Here is a 21,113-nt window from a genome sequence, read left to right as displayed (position 1 = left end):
ACATGTGGAGCTGACTGATACTAATAGATCGAGGACTTAACTAAAACGAAAAGCGGAAACGCCTGTTTATCGGCGTACAAACTGGAAGAGCTTCGACTGAGATAAAGGAAACACGATGAACGTAAGTGAATCGATGTTGACTTATCGTAGGGAGATGATCGGAAGTTTGATAGGCGATAGGCGTTGGAGCTGGACAATAAAACTTAGCGTAAGCTAAGTGAGATTACTTGTTTCTTTTCTTTTACTTCATAATCTAGTTTTGAGGGAATAACTCTCAAAAATCAATAGTCTGGTGGCGATAGCGAGAAGGTCACACCCGTTCCCATACCGAACACGGAAGTTAAGCTTCTCAGCGCCGATGGTAGTTGGGGGTTCTCCCCCTGTGAGAGTAGGACGTCGCCAGGCTGTCAAAAGGTTCTAAAAGCATTATGCTTTTAGGGCTTTTTTTATTTTAATTATCCCTTTTTATATTTACCCCAAATGTTTTAATCTTTTAAGTTTCTTTCGCTTGATAAATATAAATATATATTATTTTTTTATTCAATAAGATAAGCCTCGGCAAATTATTTAAACTTGAAAATTGTGATAAATCAGACTATAGTTAATATAATCTTTATACATACTCTCCTTTCTGGCATGAAAGAATGATGATAGTAGGTTTGGAATCACTAAAAAATGGGAAAATTAATAAAACGTCTTCCTTGCTAAATATTATTTTTATCGTGTATAATTATAGTCAAATATAGTCAAAGTCAGAAGGGGGAGGCTTGGTGAGAAATATTTCGGATATAATTGAGCTTTACTTAAAAGAAGTATTAGAAATGAGCGAAAAATCATTAGTGGAAATAAAGCGAAGTGAAATTGCCGATAAATTTGAGTGTGTCCCATCACAAATTAATTATGTTATTAATACTCGTTTCACTATTGAAAAGGGGTATGTAGTTGAAAGTAAACGTGGTGGCGGTGGTTTCATTCGAATTATGAAGGTTCAAACACATGATCATGCCCATTTAATTGATCAATTACTATCCCTTATTCAAAGTCGGATACCTCAAAACAGTGCGGAAGATTTAATTCTTCGACTAGTAGAAGAAGATGTTATTAATAAGCGAGAAGCAAAGATTATGTTAAGTGTAATCGATCGCTCTGTATTATATTTAGAATTACCTTATCGAGATGAATTAAGAGCAAGATTATTAAAGGCGATGTTAACATCATTAAAATATAAATAACATCCCAGTTTTTAAATTGAGGTGAGAAACATGATGTGTTCTGAATGTAATCAAAGACCAGCTACTTTACATTTTTCAAAAAATATTAATGGGAATAAGACAGAGTTTCATCTCTGCGAGCATTGTGCACAAGAAAATGGTGATATGTTTATGATAAACGGAACAACTGGTTTATCTTTAAACAGTTTATTAGCGGGGTTACTAAATATAGAGCCAAGTTTTCAACACATCACTGAGGATACTTATAAGCGACAACAGCCTTTACAGTGCAAAGAGTGTCAGATGACATTTTCTCAATTCAGGAAAGTTGGTAAATTAGGCTGTCCTCACTGTTATGATACATTTAAAGAACAATTGCTGCCATTCATTAAACGATTGCATGGTGGTAATGTAGAGCATAAAGGGAAAATTCCAGAACGAATAGGTGGTCATTACCTCATTAAAAAGGAAATTGACCAGTTGCGAATAGAGCTCAAAGATCTAATTAATAGGGAAGAGTTTGAAAAAGCAGCAGTTATTCGAGATGAAATAAAGCATAAAGAACAACAGTTAACTTCTTTTAATGAGGGAGGGGAGTAACGTGTCTTTAGAAAAATTTATAAGTAAAGCACGGACTTCATGGATGAGTTCCGAGGGACCTGACTCTGAAATTGTGCTTACCTCTCGGATTCGATTAGCTAGGAATATACAGAACGTGAATTTTCCTCTTTTATTTTCAAAAGAAGAAGCTGATAATGTGATTCAGCAGGTGGAGGATTCTCTATTAAAGCAATTCAATCAAGAACTAGAATTGCTTGCAATGAGTGAGTTAAACACATTAGAGAAAAGAGTTCTAGTAGAAAAGCATCTCATTAGTCCTCAGCTTGCTGACCAATCTCCTAATGGAGCTGTAATATTATCAGAAGATGAAGAGTTAAGCATAATGATTAACGAAGAAGATCATATTCGAATTCAGTGTATAAAGCCTGGTCTCCAAATAGATGAAGCATTTAAAGAAGCTGATTCAATGGATGATTTAATAGAAAAAAAGATAAATTATGCTTATCATACAGAAATGGGATATTTAACAAGCTGTCCGACTAATATAGGAACAGGTTTAAGAGCTTCTGTAATGATGCATTTGCCAGGAATGGTGTTAACGCAACAAATGAGTCGAATTATTCCGGCTATTCAACAGCTTGGCTTAGTGGTTAGAGGTATTTATGGAGAAGGTAGTGAGGCACTTGGAAATATTTTTCAGATATCCAATCAAATAACATTAGGAAGATCTGAAAAAGACATCATGGAGGAACTAAAAAGTGTCGTTATGCAGTTGATTGAGCAAGAAAAAGGAGCAAGAAATGCATTAGCACAAACCTCCAACATACAATTAGAAGATAGAGTTTTCCGCTCCTATGGAATATTATGCAATAGTCGTATTATGGAAACAAAGGAAGCAGCTAAATGCCTTTCCGATGTTCGATTAGGTATTGATATGGGATATATCAAAAATATATCAAAAAGTATCCTTAATGAATTAATGATTCTTACCCAGCCAGGGTTTTTACAACTTTACGCTGGAGAACAAATGAATCCAACTGATCGCGATATTCGTCGTGCATCCTTAATAAGAGAAAGATTAAAATTGGAAACAGAATAAAGATTCTAAGGAGGATGAAAGTATGATGTTTGGCCGATTTACAGAAAGAGCGCAGAAGGTATTGGCACTTTCCCAGGAAGAAGCAATTCGCTTAGGTCATAATAATATTGGTACAGAGCATATTTTACTTGGGTTAGTTCGTGAAGGGGAAGGAATCGCAGCAAAGGCTTTACAGGCGCTTGGATTAGGTGCAGAAAAAATTCAAGAGGAAGTAGAAAACTTGATCGGCCGTGGGCAAGATGCAGTACAAACTATTCATTATACACCAAGAGCTAAAAAAGTAATAGAACTGTCGATGGATGAAGCAAGGAAATTAGGTCATTCATATGTAGGTACAGAACATATCCTTTTAGGGTTAATAAGAGAAGGAGAAGGGGTTGCTGCTAGAGTATTAAATAATTTAGGTGTAAGCCTAAATAAAGCTCGCCAACAAGTACTTCAATTACTTGGAAGTAGTGAGTCTGGCAACCATCCAGGTGGATCGGCAGCTAGTGCTAATACCCCAACTCTAGATAGTTTAGCTCGTGATTTAACAGCTATTGCAAGAGAAGGAAGCCTAGATCCGGTTATTGGTAGAAGCAAGGAAATCCAACGTGTTATTGAAGTGTTAAGCAGACGAACAAAAAATAACCCTGTATTAATTGGGGAACCTGGTGTTGGTAAAACAGCTATTGCTGAAGGCCTTGCACAACAAATTGTTCAAAATGAAGTTCCGGAAATATTAAGGGATAAACGTGTTATGACATTAGATATGGGGACAGTTGTGGCTGGTACGAAATACCGTGGTGAATTTGAAGACCGTTTAAAGAAGGTAATGGATGAAATTCGCCAAGCTGGTAATATTATTCTATTCATCGATGAGTTGCATACGTTAATTGGTGCTGGTGGAGCAGAAGGTGCAATTGATGCTTCCAATATTTTGAAACCATCTCTAGCGCGTGGGGAGCTTCAATGTATTGGTGCTACTACATTAGATGAATATCGTAAATATATTGAAAAAGATGCGGCATTAGAAAGAAGATTCCAGCCTATTACAGTAGATGAACCTACAAGTGAAGAATCTATTCAAATTTTAAAAGGTTTAAGAGATCGCTATGAGGCACATCATCGTGTTTCAATTACAGATGAAGCAATTGATGCAGCTGTAAAATTATCTGATCGCTATATTTCTGATCGCTTCTTACCAGATAAAGCAATTGACTTGATTGATGAGGCTGGTTCTAAGGTCCGTTTAAGATCTTATACAACTCCTCCTAACTTAAAAGAGTTGGAAGTAAAGTTAGAGGAAGTACGCAAAGAAAAGGATGCTTCTGTTCAAAGTCAAGAATTCGAGAAGGCGGCATCTTTACGTGATACGGAACAAAGATTGAGAGAACAGTTAGAAGAGACGAAGAAGAATTGGAAAGAAAAGCAAGGACAAGAGAATACAGAAGTGACAGTGGAAGATATTGCGAGTGTTGTTTCTAGCTGGACTGGAATCCCTGTATCTAAGCTTGCACAAACAGAAACAGATAAGTTATTAAACATGGAAAATATTCTTCACAATCGAGTAATTGGTCAAGAAGAAGCAGTAATTGCGATTTCTAAAGCAGTAAGACGTGCTAGAGCTGGATTAAAAGATCCAAAGAGACCAATTGGTTCCTTTATTTTCCTTGGTCCTACTGGGGTGGGTAAGACGGAGCTTGCTCGTGCCCTTGCGGAGTCTATGTTTGGGGATGAAGATGCGATGATTCGTATCGATATGTCTGAATACATGGAGAAGCACTCTACTTCAAGGCTAGTAGGATCTCCTCCAGGGTATGTCGGATATGAAGAAGGCGGACAATTAACGGAGAAAGTAAGAAGAAAACCATACTCTGTCGTGCTTTTAGATGAAATTGAGAAGGCACATCCAGATGTATTCAATATCTTACTTCAAGTTCTAGAAGATGGTCGACTTACAGACTCAAAAGGAAGAACGGTTGATTTCCGTAATACTGTCTTAATAATGACATCTAATGTTGGTGCTTCTGCGTTGAAACAAAATAAATATGTTGGTTTCAATGTTCAGGATGGAGACCAAGATTATAAAGATATGAAGGGTAAAGTAATGGAAGAGCTGAAAAGAGCATTCCGTCCAGAGTTTTTAAATCGTATCGATGAGACAATTGTTTTCCATGCATTAGAGAAAAAGCATTTAAAAGAAATCGTTACTTTAATGGCAGATCAATTAGTTAAACGCCTAGTAGAACAGGACATTCAACTATCTATTACAGAAGCGGCAAAAGAAAAAATAGCGGAAGAAGGCTATGATCCAGAGTATGGAGCAAGACCACTTCGTCGTGCGATACAAAGACATGTAGAGGACCGATTATCGGAAGAGCTTCTAAAAGGAACCGTATTAACTGGTCAACAGATTGAGTTAGATGTAGAGAATGGTGAGTTCACAGTAAAGGTCAATGGAGCAGAGCCAGCAGTAAATTTACAAAAATAATAAACGAGTAAATGAATATAAGTGACACACGTATTACAGCTTCCTGCGTGTGTCCTTTCTTTATTTAATAAAATATAGGTGTAAGATTACCATCTAAGTATTTTCGTATAGCAACATACCGGGAATACATATCATTAAGGTAGAAGAAGAAATGAGTATACAAGGAAAAGGGTGCTGAATATGGCCAAAAGGAAAACAAAATTTCTTTGTCAGGATTGCGGATATGAATCTGCAAAATGGATGGGGAAATGTCCAGGATGTGGCAACTGGAATACCATGGTGGAAGAAGTAGAGAAAAGCGCTGTTCAAAGAAAAGGAGCGTTTGCCCACACAGCTACCAGTACGATTGCTGCAAAACCGATTCCTATAACAAGCATTGAAACTGTTAATGAACCTAGAATTTATACAGATTTAATCGAATTAAATCGTGTGCTTGGAGGAGGAATAGTTCGAGGTTCACTCGTATTAATAGGGGGCGATCCAGGGATAGGGAAGTCTACGCTTTTATTACAAGTTTCTTCTCAATTGGCACAGAAGAAGCATTCCGTTTTATACGTATCTGGGGAGGAATCTCAGAAGCAAACAAAATTAAGAGCAGATCGGTTAGGTGTAGTTTCAGACCATTTGCTTGTTTATTCGGAAACCAATCTAGAAGAAATAAGTAGAACGATTGAAAATACGAATGTAGAGTTTGTTGTTATTGATTCGATTCAAACAATCTATCATCCCGAAGTTACTTCTGCACCTGGAAGTGTTTCTCAAGTTAGAGAATGTACAGCGGAATTGATGCGAATTGGAAAAACAAAAGGAATAGCAATTTTTATTGTAGGACATGTTACAAAAGAAGGATCTATAGCAGGTCCAAGATTGTTAGAACATATGGTGGACACTGTTTTATATTTCGAGGGAGAAAGACATCATACATATCGCATTTTGCGGGCAGTAAAGAATCGATTTGGGTCTACCAATGAGATGGGCATTTTTGAAATGAAAGAATTTGGTCTTGAAGAAGTAGAGAATCCATCTGAAATTTTCCTAGAAGAGCGTTCACAAGGTGCCGCGGGTTCAACAGTTGTAGCATCAATGGAAGGGACGAGACCTGTTCTTGTTGAAATCCAAGCATTGATTTCACCGACGAGCTTTGGTAATCCAAGGAGGATGGCGACTGGGATTGATCATAATAGAGTCCCGCTTTTAATGGCAGTGTTAGAAAAAAGAGTAGGAATGTTATTACAGAATCAGGATGCTTATTTAAAGGTAGCTGGTGGGGTAAAACTGGATGAGCCTGCTATTGATTTAGCAATCGCAGTAAGTATTGCGTCAAGCTTTAGAGATAAACCAACTAAAGCTACGGATTGCATTATAGGAGAAGTTGGATTAACTGGGGAAGTTAGAAGAGTTTCTCGTATTGAGCAAAGAGTACAGGAGGCTGCAAAACTTGGGTTTGAACGTGTTATTATTCCAAGCAATAATTTAAGCGGTCTAAAGGCACCAGAGGGAATAAAGGTTGTGGGAGTTAGTTCAGTGGCAGAGGCATTAACAGCCGCTTTTGGGGACTAATTAAGAAAAAATACATTGATGTGAATTTTTAGTTGTGTTAAAATGGAGTATTTAATTATTTGACAGCGATTTATTTTTAATGCTAATCTAGTTTTATCAAATAAAATAGATATTTATCTCTCTGTCTGTGTTATCTTTTCAATTTACAGTTGGGAATTATATGTTTTTCTATGTATCTTCCTTTATCAATAATTTTTATAGATAGATACGAAGGAAGTATTTACAGTATATTATTATTTCCCGCGCAATGTATAAGGATTGCATCAAAATTAACACTAGTATTTGGCATAGTCATCATATCTATAAAAATAACTTTTTCATTACAAATAAAAAATTCCTGTAATATTAGGTTTCAAATCTGGGAATTTGTTTATAATGTGAAAGAGGAGGTGGAAGTATTGTTAAAACGCATTGTTCAAATTTGTTTTTTAATTATTGGAGGAACAATAGGATTTTTATTCATTCCTGATTTATTCTCCATAATGTCTATTGATCATAATCTTATTAATAACGCATATGTGTCAGCAATACTTGGTGCCATTATTTTTTATCTTATTACTTTTTGGGCGATTGATTATATTGTTAACTTTATCAAGTTCTTGGAAGAATCGATTGTAAAGGCTCCAATAACAGATATTATTTTTGGTAGTGTTGGAATAGGATTTGGGTTAACTTTGGCCTTTTTAGTAGGGTATGCGTTAACATCTGTTCCTGTGCTTAATAATGTCGCGCCAATTCTTTTGTCATTACTTTTTGGATATTTAGGTTTTCAAGTTGGCTTTAAGAAGAGAGATGAACTGTTAACGCTCTTCACAGCAAGAAAGAAAAAAGTAGTGGAAGAAGAACCCTTAAAAGTTGAAAAAAGTAATTTAAAAATATTGGATACTAGTGTTATTATTGATGGGAGAATTGCGGATATTTGCCAAACAGGGTTCCTAGAGGGCACCATTGTTATTCCGCAATTTGTTCTTGGAGAGCTTCAGCATATAGCAGATTCATCAGATGCGCTTAAACGTAATCGAGGAAGAAGAGGGTTAGATATTCTTAATCGGATACAAAAAGAGTTAGCGATTAAAGTGGAAATTTACGAAGGTGATTTTGAAGATATCACAGAAGTAGATAGTAAACTAGTTAAATTAGCTAAATTGACTAATGGTGTTGTTGTAACGAATGATTTTAACCTAAATAAAGTTTGTGAACTGCAGAAGGTTGCTGTTCTTAATATTAACGACTTGGCAAATGCCGTAAAACCGGTTGTTCTTCCTGGAGAAGAGATGAAAATCCAAATTATCAAAGACGGGAAAGAACATAATCAAGGTGTTGCATATCTAGATGATGGAACAATGATTGTTGTGGAAGAAGGACGCAATTATATTGGAAAACATATAGATGTTCTTGTAACAAGTGTCTTGCAGACGTCTGCGGGTCGAATGATTTTTGCTAAACCAAAGTTATTAGAAAAAGCATTGTAAGAATAGGGGTTAGTAACATGGCTTATGAAGTCATTATTCCGGCAGCTGGACAAGGGAAACGAATGGGATTAGGAAAGAACAAACTGTTTCTTGAGTTAGACCATTTACCAGTATTTATTCATACCTTACTTGTTTTCGAAAATGATCCAAACTGTAATGGAATTTGGTTGGTAGTTAGTTCAGACGATAAAAAACAAATGAGTGAACTAGTAAAGAAATATGCAATTATGAAAGTTGCTGCACTAATTGAGGGTGGTAGTGAAAGACAACACAGTGTCTACCATGCAGTAAAGGAAATATCGGATGATACGATCGTTCTTGTTCATGATGCGGCTAGACCTTTTATTCAAACAGATCAAATAGCTAGATTGACAAAGGTTGCAGAGGAAAGTGGCGCAGCTGTTTTAGCAGTACCAATTAAAGATACTGTCAAAAGGGTTGATGGTGATTTGGTAGTGGAAACAGTTGAGCGTTCAAGCTTGTGGGCTATTCAGACCCCACAAGCTTTTCGCATTTCCATTTTAAAAGAGGCACATGAAAAGGCGGTTGTAGATACATATATAGGTACAGACGATGCTAGTTTGGTGGAGAGATTTGGACAAGCTGTTCACATTGTTGAAGGAAACTATGACAATATTAAATTGACGACACCGGAAGATTTATACTTTGCTGAAGCAATAGTAGCGAAGCGAAAAATAAAGAACTAGCGAGAGAGTAATATTTTTTAATAAGGGAAAAAGACTGGAGGATTTTTAAGATGTTTCGGATTGGACAAGGTTTTGATGTTCATCAATTAGTAGTCGGCAGGCCGCTTATTATCGGTGGGATAGAAATACCGCATGAAAAGGGACTGCTCGGACACTCTGATGCAGATGTTTTACTACATACGATTGCGGATGCCTGTTTAGGAGCTATTGGAGAAGGAGATATTGGAAAGCATTTTCCAGATACGGATGATGCATTTAAAGATGCTGATTCAGCAAAACTATTGCAGCATGTATGGCAAATAGTGAAGGAAAAAGGCTATAAATTAGTAAATGCTGATTGTACGATTATGGCACAGCAACCTAAAATGGCACCCCATATTCAGGCAATGCAAGCAAGGATTGCGGAGTTGCTCGAAACAGAACAGGAAAATGTAAATGTAAAAGCGACTACTACAGAGAAATTGGGGTTTACTGGAAGAGGAGAAGGAATTGCATCACAAGCGGTTGTATTACTCCAAAAAAGAAATGGATAAATGATAGGTAATTAAGGACGAAACCTTTTAAAGGAAAAAGCAAAGTGATAGAATAGATTAGAAAAAGCGTAAGTAATCAAGGAGGCACAAGCATGTCTAACGAAATTCGTGTTCGTTATGCTCCAAGTCCAACGGGACATCTGCATATTGGGAATGCGCGTACAGCATTATTTAATTATTTATTTGCACGTAGTAAAGGCGGAAAGTTTATTATCCGCATTGAAGATACTGATAAAAAAAGAAATATTCAAGGTGGAGAAGAAAGCCAGCTGAAATATTTAAAATGGCTTGGAATGGACTGGGATGAAAGTACGGATGTTGGTGGTGAATATGGTCCGTATCGTCAGTCTGAAAGAAATGATATTTACAAAAAGTACTACACAGAATTATTGGAAAAAGGACTTGCTTATAAATGTTATTGTACGGAAGAGGAAATTGAAGCAGAAAGAGAAGAACAAGTAAGCAAAGGAGAAACACCTAAGTATTCAGGCAAATGTCGCCATTTAACAAAAGAACAACAGGGGAAATTAGAAGCTGAGGGAAGACAGCCTAGTATTCGAATTCGTGTTCCTGAAAATGTTGTTTATGAATTTAATGATATGGTTAAAGGGGAAGTTTCTTTTGAATCAGAAACAATTGGCGATTATGTCATTGTTAAAAAGGACGGGACTCCAACATATAACTTTGCTGTGTCTATTGATGATCATTTAATGGATATCACCCATGTTTTACGTGGAGATGATCATATTACCAATACACCAAAACAATTGATGCTCTATGATGCATTTGGTTGGGAAAGACCGATATTTGGGCATATGACATTAATTGTCAATGAAAGCAGAAAGAAATTGAGTAAGCGTGATGAATCAATTATTCAATTTATTGAGCAATATGAAGAACTAGGCTATTTACCTGAAGCGTTATTCAATTTTATTGCTTTATTAGGCTGGTCTCCAGAAGGCGAAGAGGAATTATTCTCTATTGAAGAATTTATTCGTATTTTTGATCCAGCGAGATTGTCTAAATCTCCTGCGCTATTTGATCAAAATAAATTGGCATGGATGAATAATCAATATATTAAAAAGGCAAATATAGAAACTGTTGTGCGTCTAGCTGTTCCACATTTAGAAAAAGCTGGCTTAGTGAATGAAAATCGTTCTGCTGAAGAAGAGGCATGGGTAAATAATTTGGTTGCTTTATACCAAGAACAAATGAGCTGTGGAGCAGATATTGTAGACTTATCTACTTTGTTCTTCAGTGACGAAATTCATTATGATGAAGAAGCAAAAGAAGTTTTAGCTGGGGAACAAGTTCCTGCAGTAGTACAAGCCTTTAAAGAAGCATTAGCTGAAATGTCGGAATGGAGTGCTGATCAGATAAAGGCTTCCATTAAAGCAGTTCAAAAGGCTACCGGTCAAAAGGGTAAAAACTTATTTATGCCAATTCGAGTTGCTACAACAGGACAAACGCATGGACCAGATTTACCAAAAGCCATTGAGCTTCTAGGAAGAGAAAAAATTGATGCAAGATTAACAGCATTAATTAGTTAACATTTCTAGGGAAATGTAATATAGTAATAGGAAAGCTATATAGAAAAATCGTAGATGAGGAAAAGTAAAAAAGGAGAAGCTTATTAGAGAGAATCATCACCCGGCTGAAAGTGATTCAAGTAACCTCTTTTTTGAAGTGCGCCTCAGAGTCCTATATCGAAAAAATGTTTTAGTAGATAGAGGCGGAACCTATCCGTTAACAGGGATTGAGTGGAGATTATCGTTTACGAGCGATAGTCTAAACAGAGTGGAACCGCGCCTCAAAAAGCGTCTCTGTCTTTTTTAGACAGAGACGCTTTTTTTATGGATTTATCCCATTCTTAATGGACAGTAATTCTCCTAAAAGCTTATGGAAAATAAGAAGATAAGTGGGAGGTTAACTTTCCGTAAAGGTCCCATTGGTTCAACAAACCATCGGGAGAGGGCCCTCGACTAATGAAGGTTTCTTTATTCATTAAAGGTAAGAGCGAACTTGCTATTTGGAGGGAGTACGTTTACCTTGTGGTGATAGATTTGTTTTTAGAGTATTGTCTGTATGGAGAGTCGGGAGAATTTCTAAGTTCTAATTTTATATTAACAATAATGGTATTAAACTGATGTATCTTTTGCATAAAAATAATTATTTTAGGAAATGAAGCGAAAGAACAACGATCCATTTTTAAGGAGTATGACTGTTAGAAAGCAGAATATAGTTGCAAATGGGGGGAGATTAGTATGTTTCGGCGCATAAAAGAGGATGTTGCAGTTGTGTTTGAACAAGATCCTGCTGCAAGAAGCTCAATAGAGGTTATCTTAACCTACTCAGGGTTGCATGCCATATGGTTTCATCGAATTGCTCATTTTTTATATAGACATAAAAGGTTCTTCCTAGCTAGGGTCATCTCACAATTTTGCCGCTTTTTGACAGGTATTGAAATACACCCAGGAGCAAAGATCGGAAATCGACTATTTATTGATCACGGAATGGGCGTTGTCATAGGGGAGACGTGTGAAATTGGGGATAATGTCACCATTTTTCAGGGAGTAACGCTTGGGGGAACAGGGAAAGAAAAAGGAAAAAGACATCCGACTGTTAAGGATAATGCGCTGATTGCCTCCGGAGCCAAAGTATTAGGATCAATTGTTATTGGGGAAAATGCGAAAATCGGTGCTGGTTCCGTTGTGCTTAGAGACGTACCAGCAAATTCAACGGTTGTAGGTATTCCGGGGAGAGTAAAGGTACAAGATGGTATTAAAATAAAGAAAGACTTAAATCATTGTGATTTACCAGATCCAGTTGCTGATCGACTAAAAGAAATGGAAATGGAAATTACTCAATTAAAAGAACAACTAAAAGAATTACAGGATGAAAGGAGTTATAAGTAATGTCTATTCAAATATATAACACTTTATCAAGAGTAAAGGAGGACTTTGTTCCACTTGAAGAGGGAAAGGTAAAAATGTATGTGTGTGGACCAACAGTCTATAATTATATCCATATTGGTAATGCTCGTCCTGCTATTGTTTTTGACACAGTTCGTCGCTATCTAGAATTCCGTGGTTATGATGTACAATACGTATCCAACTTCACTGATGTGGATGATAAATTGATTAAAGCAGCAAATGAACTTGGAGAAACAGTACCGGTTATTGCTGACCGCTTTATCCATGCATACTTTGAGGATGTTTCCGCATTGGGCTGCAAAAAAGCTGATTCGCATCCCCGTGTAACAGAGAATATGGATATTATTATCGATTTTATTGCTGCATTAATTGAAAAGGGCATTGCCTATGAGTCAGAAGGTGATGTCTATTATCATACAAGAGCTTTTAATGGATATGGTAAGCTCTCTCATCAATCCATTGATGAACTGCGCTCAGGTGCTAGAATTGCAGTAGGAGAGAAAAAACAAGATTCATTAGATTTCGCTCTATGGAAGAAGGCGAAAGATGGAGAGATTTTCTGGGAAAGTCCTTGGGGGCAAGGGCGTCCGGGGTGGCATATCGAATGCTCTGCAATGGTCCGCAAATATTTGGGTGATACCATTGATATCCATGCAGGCGGGCAGGATTTGGCATTTCCCCATCACGAAAATGAAATTGCTCAGTCTGAAGCATTAACTGGAAAGACTTTTGCTAATTATTGGATGCATAATGGATATATTAATATTGATAATGAGAAGATGTCTAAGTCGCTTGGAAATTTTATTACGGTAAACGATATTATTAAAATTCATGATCCACAAGTGTTAAGATTCTTTATGCTATCTGTTCATTATCGCAATCCAATTAACTATAGTGAAGAGGTATTGGAAAAGACAAGAGCTGGTTTAGAAAGAATTCGGACTTCTTATGAAAACTTAAAGCATCGCAGTACAGCAAGTACAGATCTTACTGATACAAATGACGAATGGATTGCTAAAATTGCTGATCTTCGAAAACAATTTGTTGAAAGTATGGATGATGATTTTAATACAGCGAACGGAATATCTGTTCTATTTGAATTATCGAAGCAAGCAAACTATTACCTACTTGAAAAGACAACATCACCTGCTGTTATTCATGCTTTTATGAATGAATTTGAAGAATTATTTGGAGTGCTTGGTCTATCCCTATCTCTTGATGAGGAATTATTAGATGAAGAAATAGAAGCACTGATTGAAAAAAGAACACAAGCAAGAAAGGATAGAAATTTTGCCCTTGCTGATCAAATTAGAGATCAATTAAAGGCAATGAATATCATTTTAGAGGACACAGCACAAGGTATACGATGGAAAAGAGGGTAAAAGATGCTTCTCTATGAAAAAAAAGTAGATGAAAAGCAATTGAACAGCCTTGCCCTTGCCTATATGGGTGATGCTGTTCTTGAAATATATGTAAGAAGACATTTGTTATATAGCGGAAAAGTGAAGCCAAATCAGCTTCATAGGGAAGCTACCAGATATGTATCAGCTAAAGGACAGGCAAAAGTAGTGCATCACCTCCTTGAAAAGGAATTTTTTTCGGAAGAGGAAATAGCAGTATTAAAGAGGGGAAGAAATGCAAAATCGGGTACGGTCCCTAAAAATACGGATGTACAGACATATCGATATAGTACTGGTTTTGAAGCGGTATTAGGATATTTATATTTAGCGATGAAAGAAGAGCGACTTGAGGAAATAATCCAAGCGGCTTTTTCTATCATTGAAAGCAAATAGGAGGAGCAAAAAGTGTCTAGTGACTTTATTGTTGGAAAAAATGCAGTAATTGAAGCATTAAAATCAGAAAGAGATGTAAATAAAATACTTATTGCCGAAGGATCCCAAAAGGGCCAAATGCAAACAGTAATCGGTTTAGCTAAACAGGAAAATGTACTCGTTCAATTCGTTCCCAAAAAAAAATTAGATAGCTTGGTAGATGCGAATCATCAAGGGGTTGTAGCGCAAGTGGCTGCCTATCAGTATGCAGAAATAGATGATTTGTTTGCATTAGCAGAAAAGAAGCAAGAAACACCCTTTTTCTTGTTGCTTGATGAAATTGAGGATCCGCATAATTTAGGATCTATCATGAGAACGGCTGATGCAGTAGGTGCGCACGGCATTATTATTCCTCGGAGACGGGCAGTAGGTTTAACGGCAACTGTAGCCAAAGCTTCCACAGGTGCTATTGAGCATATTCCTGTTGTACGTGTGACAAATATGGCAAGGACGATAGAGGAACTTAAGACGAGAGGAATATGGATTGCAGGAACAGATGCAAAAGGAAGTGAAGATTATCGGAGATTCGATGGAACGATGCCATTAGGATTAGTGATTGGTAGTGAAGGAAAAGGCATGGGAAGGCTGATTAAGGATAAATGTGATTTCCTTATTCATTTACCTATGGCTGGAGCTGTCACTTCGTTAAATGCTTCTGTTGCAGCCGCACTTTTAATGTATGAGGTATATCGGAAACGCCATCCACTTGAGGGATAAAAATGGATATTCTTATCGTCGATGGATATAACATTATTGGAGCTTGGCCAGAATTAAATGCGCTAAAACATAAAGATCTTGCAGCAGCAAGGGATGCTTTGGTTAGTAAAATGGCGGAGTATCAGGGATATTCAGGATATCGAGTAATAGTTGTATTTGATGCCTATTATGTGAAGGGGACAGAGAAAAAGTATAAAGATTACAAGGTGGAAGTCATTTTTACTCGGGAAAACGAAACAGCTGATGAACGGATTGAAAAGCTTGCTATTGAGCTAAATAACAGAAAAACACAAATACATGTTGCGACATCAGATTTTACGGAACAGTGGGCGATTTTTGGACAAGGTGCCCTGCGAAAATCAGCCCGGGAATTGTGGATAGAGATGGGTGGCATGGAGCAGGAAATAGGGAAAAAAGTAAAAAAAATAAAAGAAAAAAAGCCTGTTGCTAAGATTCCGCTTTCGAGAGAAATAGAAGAAATTTTCGAAAAATGGCGCCGTGGAGAGAAATGAGTTGTTGACGCTCAAAAAAAAGCTAGAGTATAATGGATTTATCCATGATTGCACGGTCGGGGGGATCTGTATGAGTACTGACAACTGGACTAAGAGTAACGAATATATTAGAAATTATATGGAACTTGAAGATGAAGTGTTAGTGGAATTGGTGCACAAAGGGGAAAGTGATGCTTTAGATTACTTAATTCAAAAGTATCGTAACTTTGTGCGAGCTAAAGCCAGATCCTATTTCTTAATCGGAGCAGACAAAGAAGATATTGTACAAGAAGGAATGATTGGTCTTTATAAGGCGATTCGTGACTTTAAAGAGGACAAACTCTCCTCATTTAAAGCTTTTGCAGAACTATGTATAACACGCCAGATTATAACTGCTATTAAAACGGCAACTAGGCAAAAGCATATTCCTTTAAATTCTTATGTTTCTTTGGACAAGCCTATCTATGATGAAGAATCTGATCGAACATTAATGGATATTATATCTGGTGCAAAGGTTCTTGATCCAGAAGAATTAATCATTAATCAGGAAGAATATGATCATATCGAGATAAAAATGTCTGAATTATTGAGTGATTTAGAAAGAAAAGTATTGTCTCTATATCTTGATGGTCAATCTTATCAGGAAATTTCTGAAGAATTAAATAGACATGTAAAGTCTATTGATAATGCTCTACAACGAGTGAAGAGAAAGTTAGAGCGATATTTAGAAATAAGAGAATTTTCGCTTTAAGCATCAATGTTTTTTTGAAATAGCAAATATTTACTGATATTGACATCTTATGTGTGTCCATGATACAGTTTGAGAAGATATAAAGGACGTAGTAGGTGTAATGTGAAATGAGAAAAAAGCTTGTGTTAGCATGTGAAAAATGTGGGTCAAGAAATTATTCTACTGTGAGTAACAATGGAACAGACCGTTTGGAGATAAAGAAATTTTGTCAAAATTGTAATGCTCACACCGTTCATAAAGAAACAAAATAACGATTTTTTAGAATAAATTACCCGCACTTAAAGATGGAGGTAACAAAATGCAAAGTGCTGTTAAGTATTTTCGCGAAGTTGGTAGAGAATTAAGAAAGGTTAGTTGGCCAAGAAAGAAAGAGTTAACTAATTATACGCTCACAGTTCTTGTAACTGTTGTCTTTTTTGCTATCTTCTTTGCGGTTGTTGATTTAGGAATTTCTGAACTTATTCGTTTAATACTTGAATAACAGTTGTCTACTCATGGTATAATGGTAAAACGATAGGAAACATTTACAAAAGCCCGGTAACGGGTTTTTTCATTTGCTGAAAAATAAATGAATTGTTCCTTACAGATACTATAAAAAAACAGCACGAAAAAATAAAGTTACAGGGAGGGACGGACGAAAAAGTCCTCTTTTATGGAAAAAAACTGGTATGTAGTGCATACGTACTCCGGATATGAAAATAAGGTGAAAGCCAATTTAGAAAAAAGGGTAGAAACAATGGCGATGCAAGATAAAATTTTCCGCGTTGTGGTACCTGAAGAAGAAGAAACCGATATTAGAAATGGTAAAACAAAAGTAGTAAAAAGAAAAGTTTTCCCAGGTTATGTGTTGGTAGAAATTGTTATGACAGATGATTCTTGGTATGTAGTTCGTAATACCCCTGGTGTAACTGGGTTCGTAGGCTCTGCTGGATCGGGCTCGAAACCAACTCCGCTTTTGCCGGAAGAAGTCCAAGTGATTCTGAAGAGAATGGGTGTCGAGGAACAAAGAATTGAAATTGAGTTCGAATTAGGGGAAACAGTGAAGGTGAATGAAGGTCCATTTGCTAACTTTACTGGGACTGTTGAGGAAATTGATAAGGATAAGGCAAAGGTTAAAGTACTAGTAAATATGTTTGGAAGAGATACCCCTGTGGAACTCGATTTTACACAAATTGAAAAATTTTAACTAGAAAACTTGAAATGATATTAAAAAAGTGTTACTATTTCATAGGTCAGTATATCTCATAAAGAGATAGGATATTGTCAAATTTCTTTATTTCATATAAAGACGAAAAGTTGAGTGGGAGGGGAAACCCCTATTACCACATCACGGACTTTAAGGAGGTGTGTCTCGTGGCTAAAAAAGTAATTAAAGTTGTTAAATTGCAAATCCCAGCAGCTAAAGCGAATCCGGCACCACCAGTTGGTCCTGCATTGGGTCAAGCTGGCGTAAACATCATGGGATTCTGTAAGGAGTTTAACGCTCGTACAGCTGAACAAGCTGGTTTAATAATTCCTGTTGAGATTACGGTTTTCGAAGACCGTTCATTTACATTTATTACAAAAACTCCACCTGCTGCAGTTTTACTTAAAAAAGCAGCTGGTATCGAGTCTGGTTCTGGTGAACCAAATCGTAATAAAGTAGCAACTGTTAAGCGTGATAAAGTACGCGAGATTGCTGAAACAAAAATGCCCGATCTAAATGCAGCTAGCGTTGAATCCGCTATGCGCATGGTTGAAGGTACTGCCCGCAGCATGGGTATTGTTATTGAAGACTAAACCTATATATGGTTAGTGTTGATTAAGGTTGTGACGACGGTAAATCTTTAGTCGCAACCTTTATTCGTGGGAGGTAATTCCGCTAAAACCACAATTCAAGGAGGAAATAAAGTTATGGCTAAAAAAGGTAAGAAGTATTTAGAAGCTATCAAACTTGTTGATCGTACAAAAGCTTACCCAATTCAAGAAGCAATTGAGTTAGTAAGAAAAACTAGCACTACAAAATTTGATGCATCTGTTGAGGTTGCTTTCCGTCTAGGCGTTGACCCTAAGAAAGCTGACCAACAAATCCGTGGAGCAGTAGTTCTTCCAAACGGAACTGGTAAAACTCAACGCGTTTTAGTTTTCGCTAAAGGTGAAAAATTAAAAGAAGCTGAAGCAGCAGGAGCAGACTATGTAGGCGATGCTGAATATATAAATAAAATCCAACAAGGTTGGTTTGATTTCGACGTAATCGTTGCAACACCAGACATGATGGGTGAAGTTGGTAAACTTGGTCGTGTATTAGGACCTAAAGGTTTAATGCCAAACCCTAAAACTGGAACAGTTACATTTGATGTAACGAAAGCAGTTAACGAAATTAAGGCTGGTAAAGTAGAATACCGTGTAGATAAAGCTGGTAACGTACATGTTCCAATCGGTAAAGTATCATTTGATGATGCTAAACTAGTTGAAAACTTCCAAACTATCTTTGATACAATGTCAAAAGCAAAACCAGCAGCTGCAAAAGGAACTTACATGAAGAACGTTTCTGTTACTTCAACAATGGGTCCTGGCGTAAAAGTAGATCCTTCTACTGTTTGATAAAAATTGGTATTTGACAAAATGAGATGGATATCATATACTTCATTTTGTTGAAAAAATAAATAACATTTGTACCGTAGACAGTAGGTGCTAAAATTTTAGCTTAATGTCCTGCCGAGGTAATACGATAGATTATTTGATCAGTTGTGAGAACGACTATTGTATACACCTCCATGTCTAAATGATATGGAGGATTTTATTTGTCGGTATAAATGTAGAAATTCTACAGGAGGTGTAAAGATGAGCAGCGTAATCGAACAAAAGCAACAAATAGTATCTGATATTGCTGAAAAATTCAAAGCGAGTAAATCAACAATCGTTGTTGACTACCGTGGTTTGACTGTTTCAGAAGTAACTGAACTTCGTAAACAACTTCGTGAAGCAGGAGTAGAGTTCAAAGTTTTCAAAAACTCTTTAACTCGCCGTGCTGCAGAATCTGTTGAATTAGCAGGTTTAAACGAATCTCTAACTGGTCCTAACGCTATTGCGTTCAGTACAGAGGATGTTGTTGCACCAGCAAAAATTTTAAACGACTTCGCAAAAAAACACGAAGCGTTAGAAATTAAAGCAGGAGTAATCGAAGGAAACTTAGCAACAGTTGAAGAAGTGAAAGCTCTTGCTGAACTTCCATCACGCGAAGGTTTACTTTCTATGTTACTCAGCGTTCTTCAAGCACCAATCCGCAACCTTGCTCTTGCTACAAAAGCAGTTGCAGATCAAAAAGAAGAACAAGGCGCTTAATATTTAATACGGAAACGTATCATAAAAAACCCAAAATACAAGGAGGAAAAATATAATGTCTAAAGAACAAATCTTAGAAGCAGTTAAAAATATGACTGTTTTAGAATTAAACGATTTAGTAAAAGCAATTGAAGAAGAATTTGGAGTAACTGCTGCAGCTCCTGTAGCTGTAGTTGCAGGTGGCGGAGAAGCTGCTGCAGAAAAAACTGAGTTTGATGTAGTTCTTGCATCTGCTGGAGATCAAAAAATCAAAGTTATCAAAGTTGTACGTGAAATCACAGGTCTTGGTCTTAAAGAAGCAAAAGAACTTGTTGACAACACTCCAAAAGCAGTTAAAGAAGGAGCTTCTAAAGAAGAAGCTGAAGAAATCAAAGCTAAACTTGAAGAAGTTGGAGCTAACGTTGAAGTTAAGTAATGTTAGTTAAAAAAAGAAGCTCGCTATAATAGCGGGCTTTTTTTTCCTAAAGTGTATGAGGCTTAAGAAGCATCTAGTTACAATCAGTCCAGTAGGAAATGGCTTTTTTTGAAACCATCTTTTGTTAGGTTAATTATGTGAGAAGATTTGGTGGGGTCAGCTAACTGTATGTGATAGCTTAAAAGTCATCTACGCTTTTTTTAATTCATTGCAAGAATAGCTTGCTTTGCAATTAATCCTCAAGTAGTCTTCCTTATATAAATTCTCCTAAGGAGGTGTTCGTATGACAGAACATTATTATTCCCGAACCCAGAATGTAAATAGCGATCCAAATTACTGGAATTTTACACTTAAAGGTAATACAATACGTTTTAAAACAGATAATGGGGTTTTCTCCAAAAGAGAAGTTGATTTTGGCTCTAGGCTATTAATTGAAACCTATACATTTCCAAAAATAGATGGAGATATTTTAGATGTGGGTTGTGGTTATGGTCCATTAGGTCTTTCTATTGCAAAAGCAAATCCAGATAGAATGGTTCATATGGTAGATGTTAATTTAAGAGCGATTGAATTAGCACAAGAAAATGCGCAACAAAATAGTATTGAAAATGTTCAAATTTATGAAAGTGATCGACTTCTTGATGTGAAAGGGACTAAGTTTGCGTCTATCTTAACAAATCCTCCGATTAGAGCAGGAAAAAAAGTAGTCCATGATATTTTTGAACAAAGCTATGAACATTTAGCAGCAAATGGTGAGCTTTGGGTAGTGATTCAAAAGAAGCAAGGAGCTCCATCGGCGATTGCAAAGTTAGAAGCGTTTTTTAAAGAGGTAAATATAGTAGAAAAGAAAAAAGGGTATTTTATAATTCAAGCAAAAAAGATTGACTAGTCCTTTTTGTTGTGATAGCATTGTATAATGCCAATATAATATTTTTCTGAAACTCACAATTTTATCCATCTTATTGTATAAAATTGGTGTAAGAAGGAAAAACTAACAGAATAATATTAGAAATATGAAAATGTGGTTTTTTGAT

Annotated in this window: 23 protein-coding genes, 1 rRNA gene and 2 other annotated features; all 24 genes read left to right on the top strand. The window is 36.5% G+C overall.

The genetic code is table 11. From position 1 onward, the window contains the following. Positions 1-288 precede the first annotated feature (288 nt). The 24 genes from rrf (at position 289) to ACTNDN_RS12525 (ending at position 20,968) form a co-directional block, all read left to right on the top strand. A 5S ribosomal RNA gene (gene rrf / locus ACTNDN_RS12640) occupies positions 289-405 on the top strand. 365 nt (positions 406-770) lie between these two features. Continuing rightward, positions 771-1,232, top strand: a complete 462-nt coding sequence (locus ACTNDN_RS12635) for a CtsR family transcriptional regulator (protein ID WP_031537870.1) — start codon at positions 771-773, stop codon at positions 1,230-1,232. 30 nt (positions 1,233-1,262) lie between these two features. Next, entirely contained in the window at positions 1,263-1,811 is a 549-nt protein-coding gene (locus ACTNDN_RS12630) for a UvrB/UvrC motif-containing protein (RefSeq protein ID WP_031537871.1), read from the top strand. Between the two features lies 1 nt (position 1,812). Further along, positions 1,813-2,871 (top strand): protein arginine kinase, encoded by a 1,059-nt coding sequence (locus tag ACTNDN_RS12625; protein ID WP_031537872.1) that lies wholly within the window; start codon positions 1,813-1,815, stop codon positions 2,869-2,871. Positions 2,872-2,893: 22 nt separating this feature from the next. Continuing rightward, complete coding sequence (gene clpC / locus ACTNDN_RS12620; protein ID WP_441131292.1) at positions 2,894-5,344, top strand: ATP-dependent protease ATP-binding subunit ClpC; 2,451 nt, start codon at positions 2,894-2,896, stop codon at positions 5,342-5,344. Positions 5,345-5,524: 180 nt separating this feature from the next. Further along, entirely contained in the window at positions 5,525-6,904 is a 1,380-nt protein-coding gene (gene radA / locus ACTNDN_RS12615) for a DNA repair protein RadA (protein WP_031537874.1), read from the top strand. A 398-nt stretch (positions 6,905-7,302) separates the two neighbouring features. Then, positions 7,303-8,376: a PIN/TRAM domain-containing protein gene (locus tag ACTNDN_RS12610; protein ID WP_031537875.1), complete on the top strand. Its 1,074-nt coding sequence runs from the start codon at positions 7,303-7,305 to the stop codon at positions 8,374-8,376. Positions 8,377-8,393: 17 nt separating this feature from the next. Next, positions 8,394-9,083 (top strand): 2-C-methyl-D-erythritol 4-phosphate cytidylyltransferase, encoded by a 690-nt coding sequence (gene ispD / locus ACTNDN_RS12605; protein ID WP_031537876.1) that lies wholly within the window; start codon positions 8,394-8,396, stop codon positions 9,081-9,083. A gap of 50 nt (positions 9,084-9,133) precedes the next feature. Then, on the top strand, positions 9,134-9,616 hold the full coding sequence (ispF, locus tag ACTNDN_RS12600; protein ID WP_048717923.1) for a 2-C-methyl-D-erythritol 2,4-cyclodiphosphate synthase: 483 nt from the start codon (positions 9,134-9,136) through the stop codon (positions 9,614-9,616). Between the two features lie 92 nt (positions 9,617-9,708). Continuing rightward, on the top strand, positions 9,709-11,166 hold the full coding sequence (gltX, locus tag ACTNDN_RS12595) for a glutamate--tRNA ligase (protein WP_048717921.1): 1,458 nt from the start codon (positions 9,709-9,711) through the stop codon (positions 11,164-11,166). A 42-nt stretch (positions 11,167-11,208) separates the two neighbouring features. Next, positions 11,209-11,444 (top strand) — a binding site (T-box leader). Positions 11,445-11,880: 436 nt separating this feature from the next. Further along, positions 11,881-12,531, top strand: a complete 651-nt coding sequence (gene cysE, locus ACTNDN_RS12590) for a serine O-acetyltransferase (RefSeq protein WP_048717919.1) — start codon at positions 11,881-11,883, stop codon at positions 12,529-12,531. After that, on the top strand, positions 12,531-13,931 hold the full coding sequence (gene cysS, locus ACTNDN_RS12585; protein ID WP_284561149.1) for a cysteine--tRNA ligase: 1,401 nt from the start codon (positions 12,531-12,533) through the stop codon (positions 13,929-13,931). The genes cysE and cysS overlap by 1 nt, the downstream gene beginning before the upstream one ends. Positions 13,932-13,934: 3 nt before the next feature. After that, positions 13,935-14,342 (top strand): Mini-ribonuclease 3, encoded by a 408-nt coding sequence (locus tag ACTNDN_RS12580; RefSeq protein ID WP_048717914.1) that lies wholly within the window; start codon positions 13,935-13,937, stop codon positions 14,340-14,342. Between the two features lie 12 nt (positions 14,343-14,354). Continuing rightward, complete coding sequence (gene rlmB / locus ACTNDN_RS12575) at positions 14,355-15,098, top strand: 23S rRNA (guanosine(2251)-2'-O)-methyltransferase RlmB (protein ID WP_048717913.1); 744 nt, start codon at positions 14,355-14,357, stop codon at positions 15,096-15,098. Between the two features lie 2 nt (positions 15,099-15,100). Continuing rightward, on the top strand, positions 15,101-15,610 hold the full coding sequence (locus tag ACTNDN_RS12570) for an NYN domain-containing protein (protein WP_048717912.1): 510 nt from the start codon (positions 15,101-15,103) through the stop codon (positions 15,608-15,610). A gap of 70 nt (positions 15,611-15,680) precedes the next feature. Further along, positions 15,681-16,340 (top strand): RNA polymerase sporulation sigma factor SigH, encoded by a 660-nt coding sequence (gene sigH / locus ACTNDN_RS12565; RefSeq protein ID WP_048717910.1) that lies wholly within the window; start codon positions 15,681-15,683, stop codon positions 16,338-16,340. A gap of 107 nt (positions 16,341-16,447) precedes the next feature. Further along, positions 16,448-16,591: a 50S ribosomal protein L33 gene (rpmG, locus tag ACTNDN_RS12560; RefSeq protein ID WP_081836646.1), complete on the top strand. Its 144-nt coding sequence runs from the start codon at positions 16,448-16,450 to the stop codon at positions 16,589-16,591. 47 nt (positions 16,592-16,638) lie between these two features. Further along, positions 16,639-16,821, top strand: a complete 183-nt coding sequence (gene secE, locus ACTNDN_RS12555) for a preprotein translocase subunit SecE (RefSeq protein ID WP_031537887.1) — start codon at positions 16,639-16,641, stop codon at positions 16,819-16,821. A gap of 171 nt (positions 16,822-16,992) precedes the next feature. Further along, positions 16,993-17,526, top strand: coding sequence for a transcription termination/antitermination protein NusG (nusG, locus tag ACTNDN_RS12550; protein WP_016204544.1), 534 nt, complete (start codon positions 16,993-16,995; stop codon positions 17,524-17,526). 167 nt (positions 17,527-17,693) lie between these two features. Further along, the gene (gene rplK / locus ACTNDN_RS12545; protein WP_031537888.1) at positions 17,694-18,119 is read left to right on the top strand and encodes a 50S ribosomal protein L11; all 426 of its coding nucleotides are present in this window, start codon (positions 17,694-17,696) and stop codon (positions 18,117-18,119) included. Between the two features lie 114 nt (positions 18,120-18,233). Next, the gene (rplA, locus tag ACTNDN_RS12540; RefSeq protein ID WP_031537889.1) at positions 18,234-18,923 is read left to right on the top strand and encodes a 50S ribosomal protein L1; all 690 of its coding nucleotides are present in this window, start codon (positions 18,234-18,236) and stop codon (positions 18,921-18,923) included. Positions 18,924-18,979: 56 nt separating this feature from the next. Then, positions 18,980-19,131: a sequence feature (ribosomal protein L10 leader region), on the top strand. A gap of 32 nt (positions 19,132-19,163) precedes the next feature. Further along, on the top strand, positions 19,164-19,664 hold the full coding sequence (rplJ, locus tag ACTNDN_RS12535; RefSeq protein WP_031537890.1) for a 50S ribosomal protein L10: 501 nt from the start codon (positions 19,164-19,166) through the stop codon (positions 19,662-19,664). Between the two features lie 55 nt (positions 19,665-19,719). After that, positions 19,720-20,079 carry a 50S ribosomal protein L7/L12 gene (rplL, locus tag ACTNDN_RS12530; RefSeq protein WP_016204548.1) on the top strand — a complete coding sequence of 120 codons (360 nt, stop codon included), beginning with the start codon at positions 19,720-19,722 and terminating at the stop codon, positions 20,077-20,079. 283 nt (positions 20,080-20,362) lie between these two features. Next, the gene (locus ACTNDN_RS12525; protein ID WP_031537891.1) at positions 20,363-20,968 is read left to right on the top strand and encodes a class I SAM-dependent methyltransferase; all 606 of its coding nucleotides are present in this window, start codon (positions 20,363-20,365) and stop codon (positions 20,966-20,968) included. Positions 20,969-21,113 lie beyond the last annotated feature (145 nt).

Source organism: Niallia sp. HCP3S3_B10 (assembly GCF_052064465.1).
GTDB classification, from domain to species: domain Bacteria; phylum Bacillota; class Bacilli; order Bacillales; family Cytobacillaceae; genus Niallia; species Niallia hominis.
This window is presented reverse-complemented; position numbering and strand designations above follow the sequence as displayed.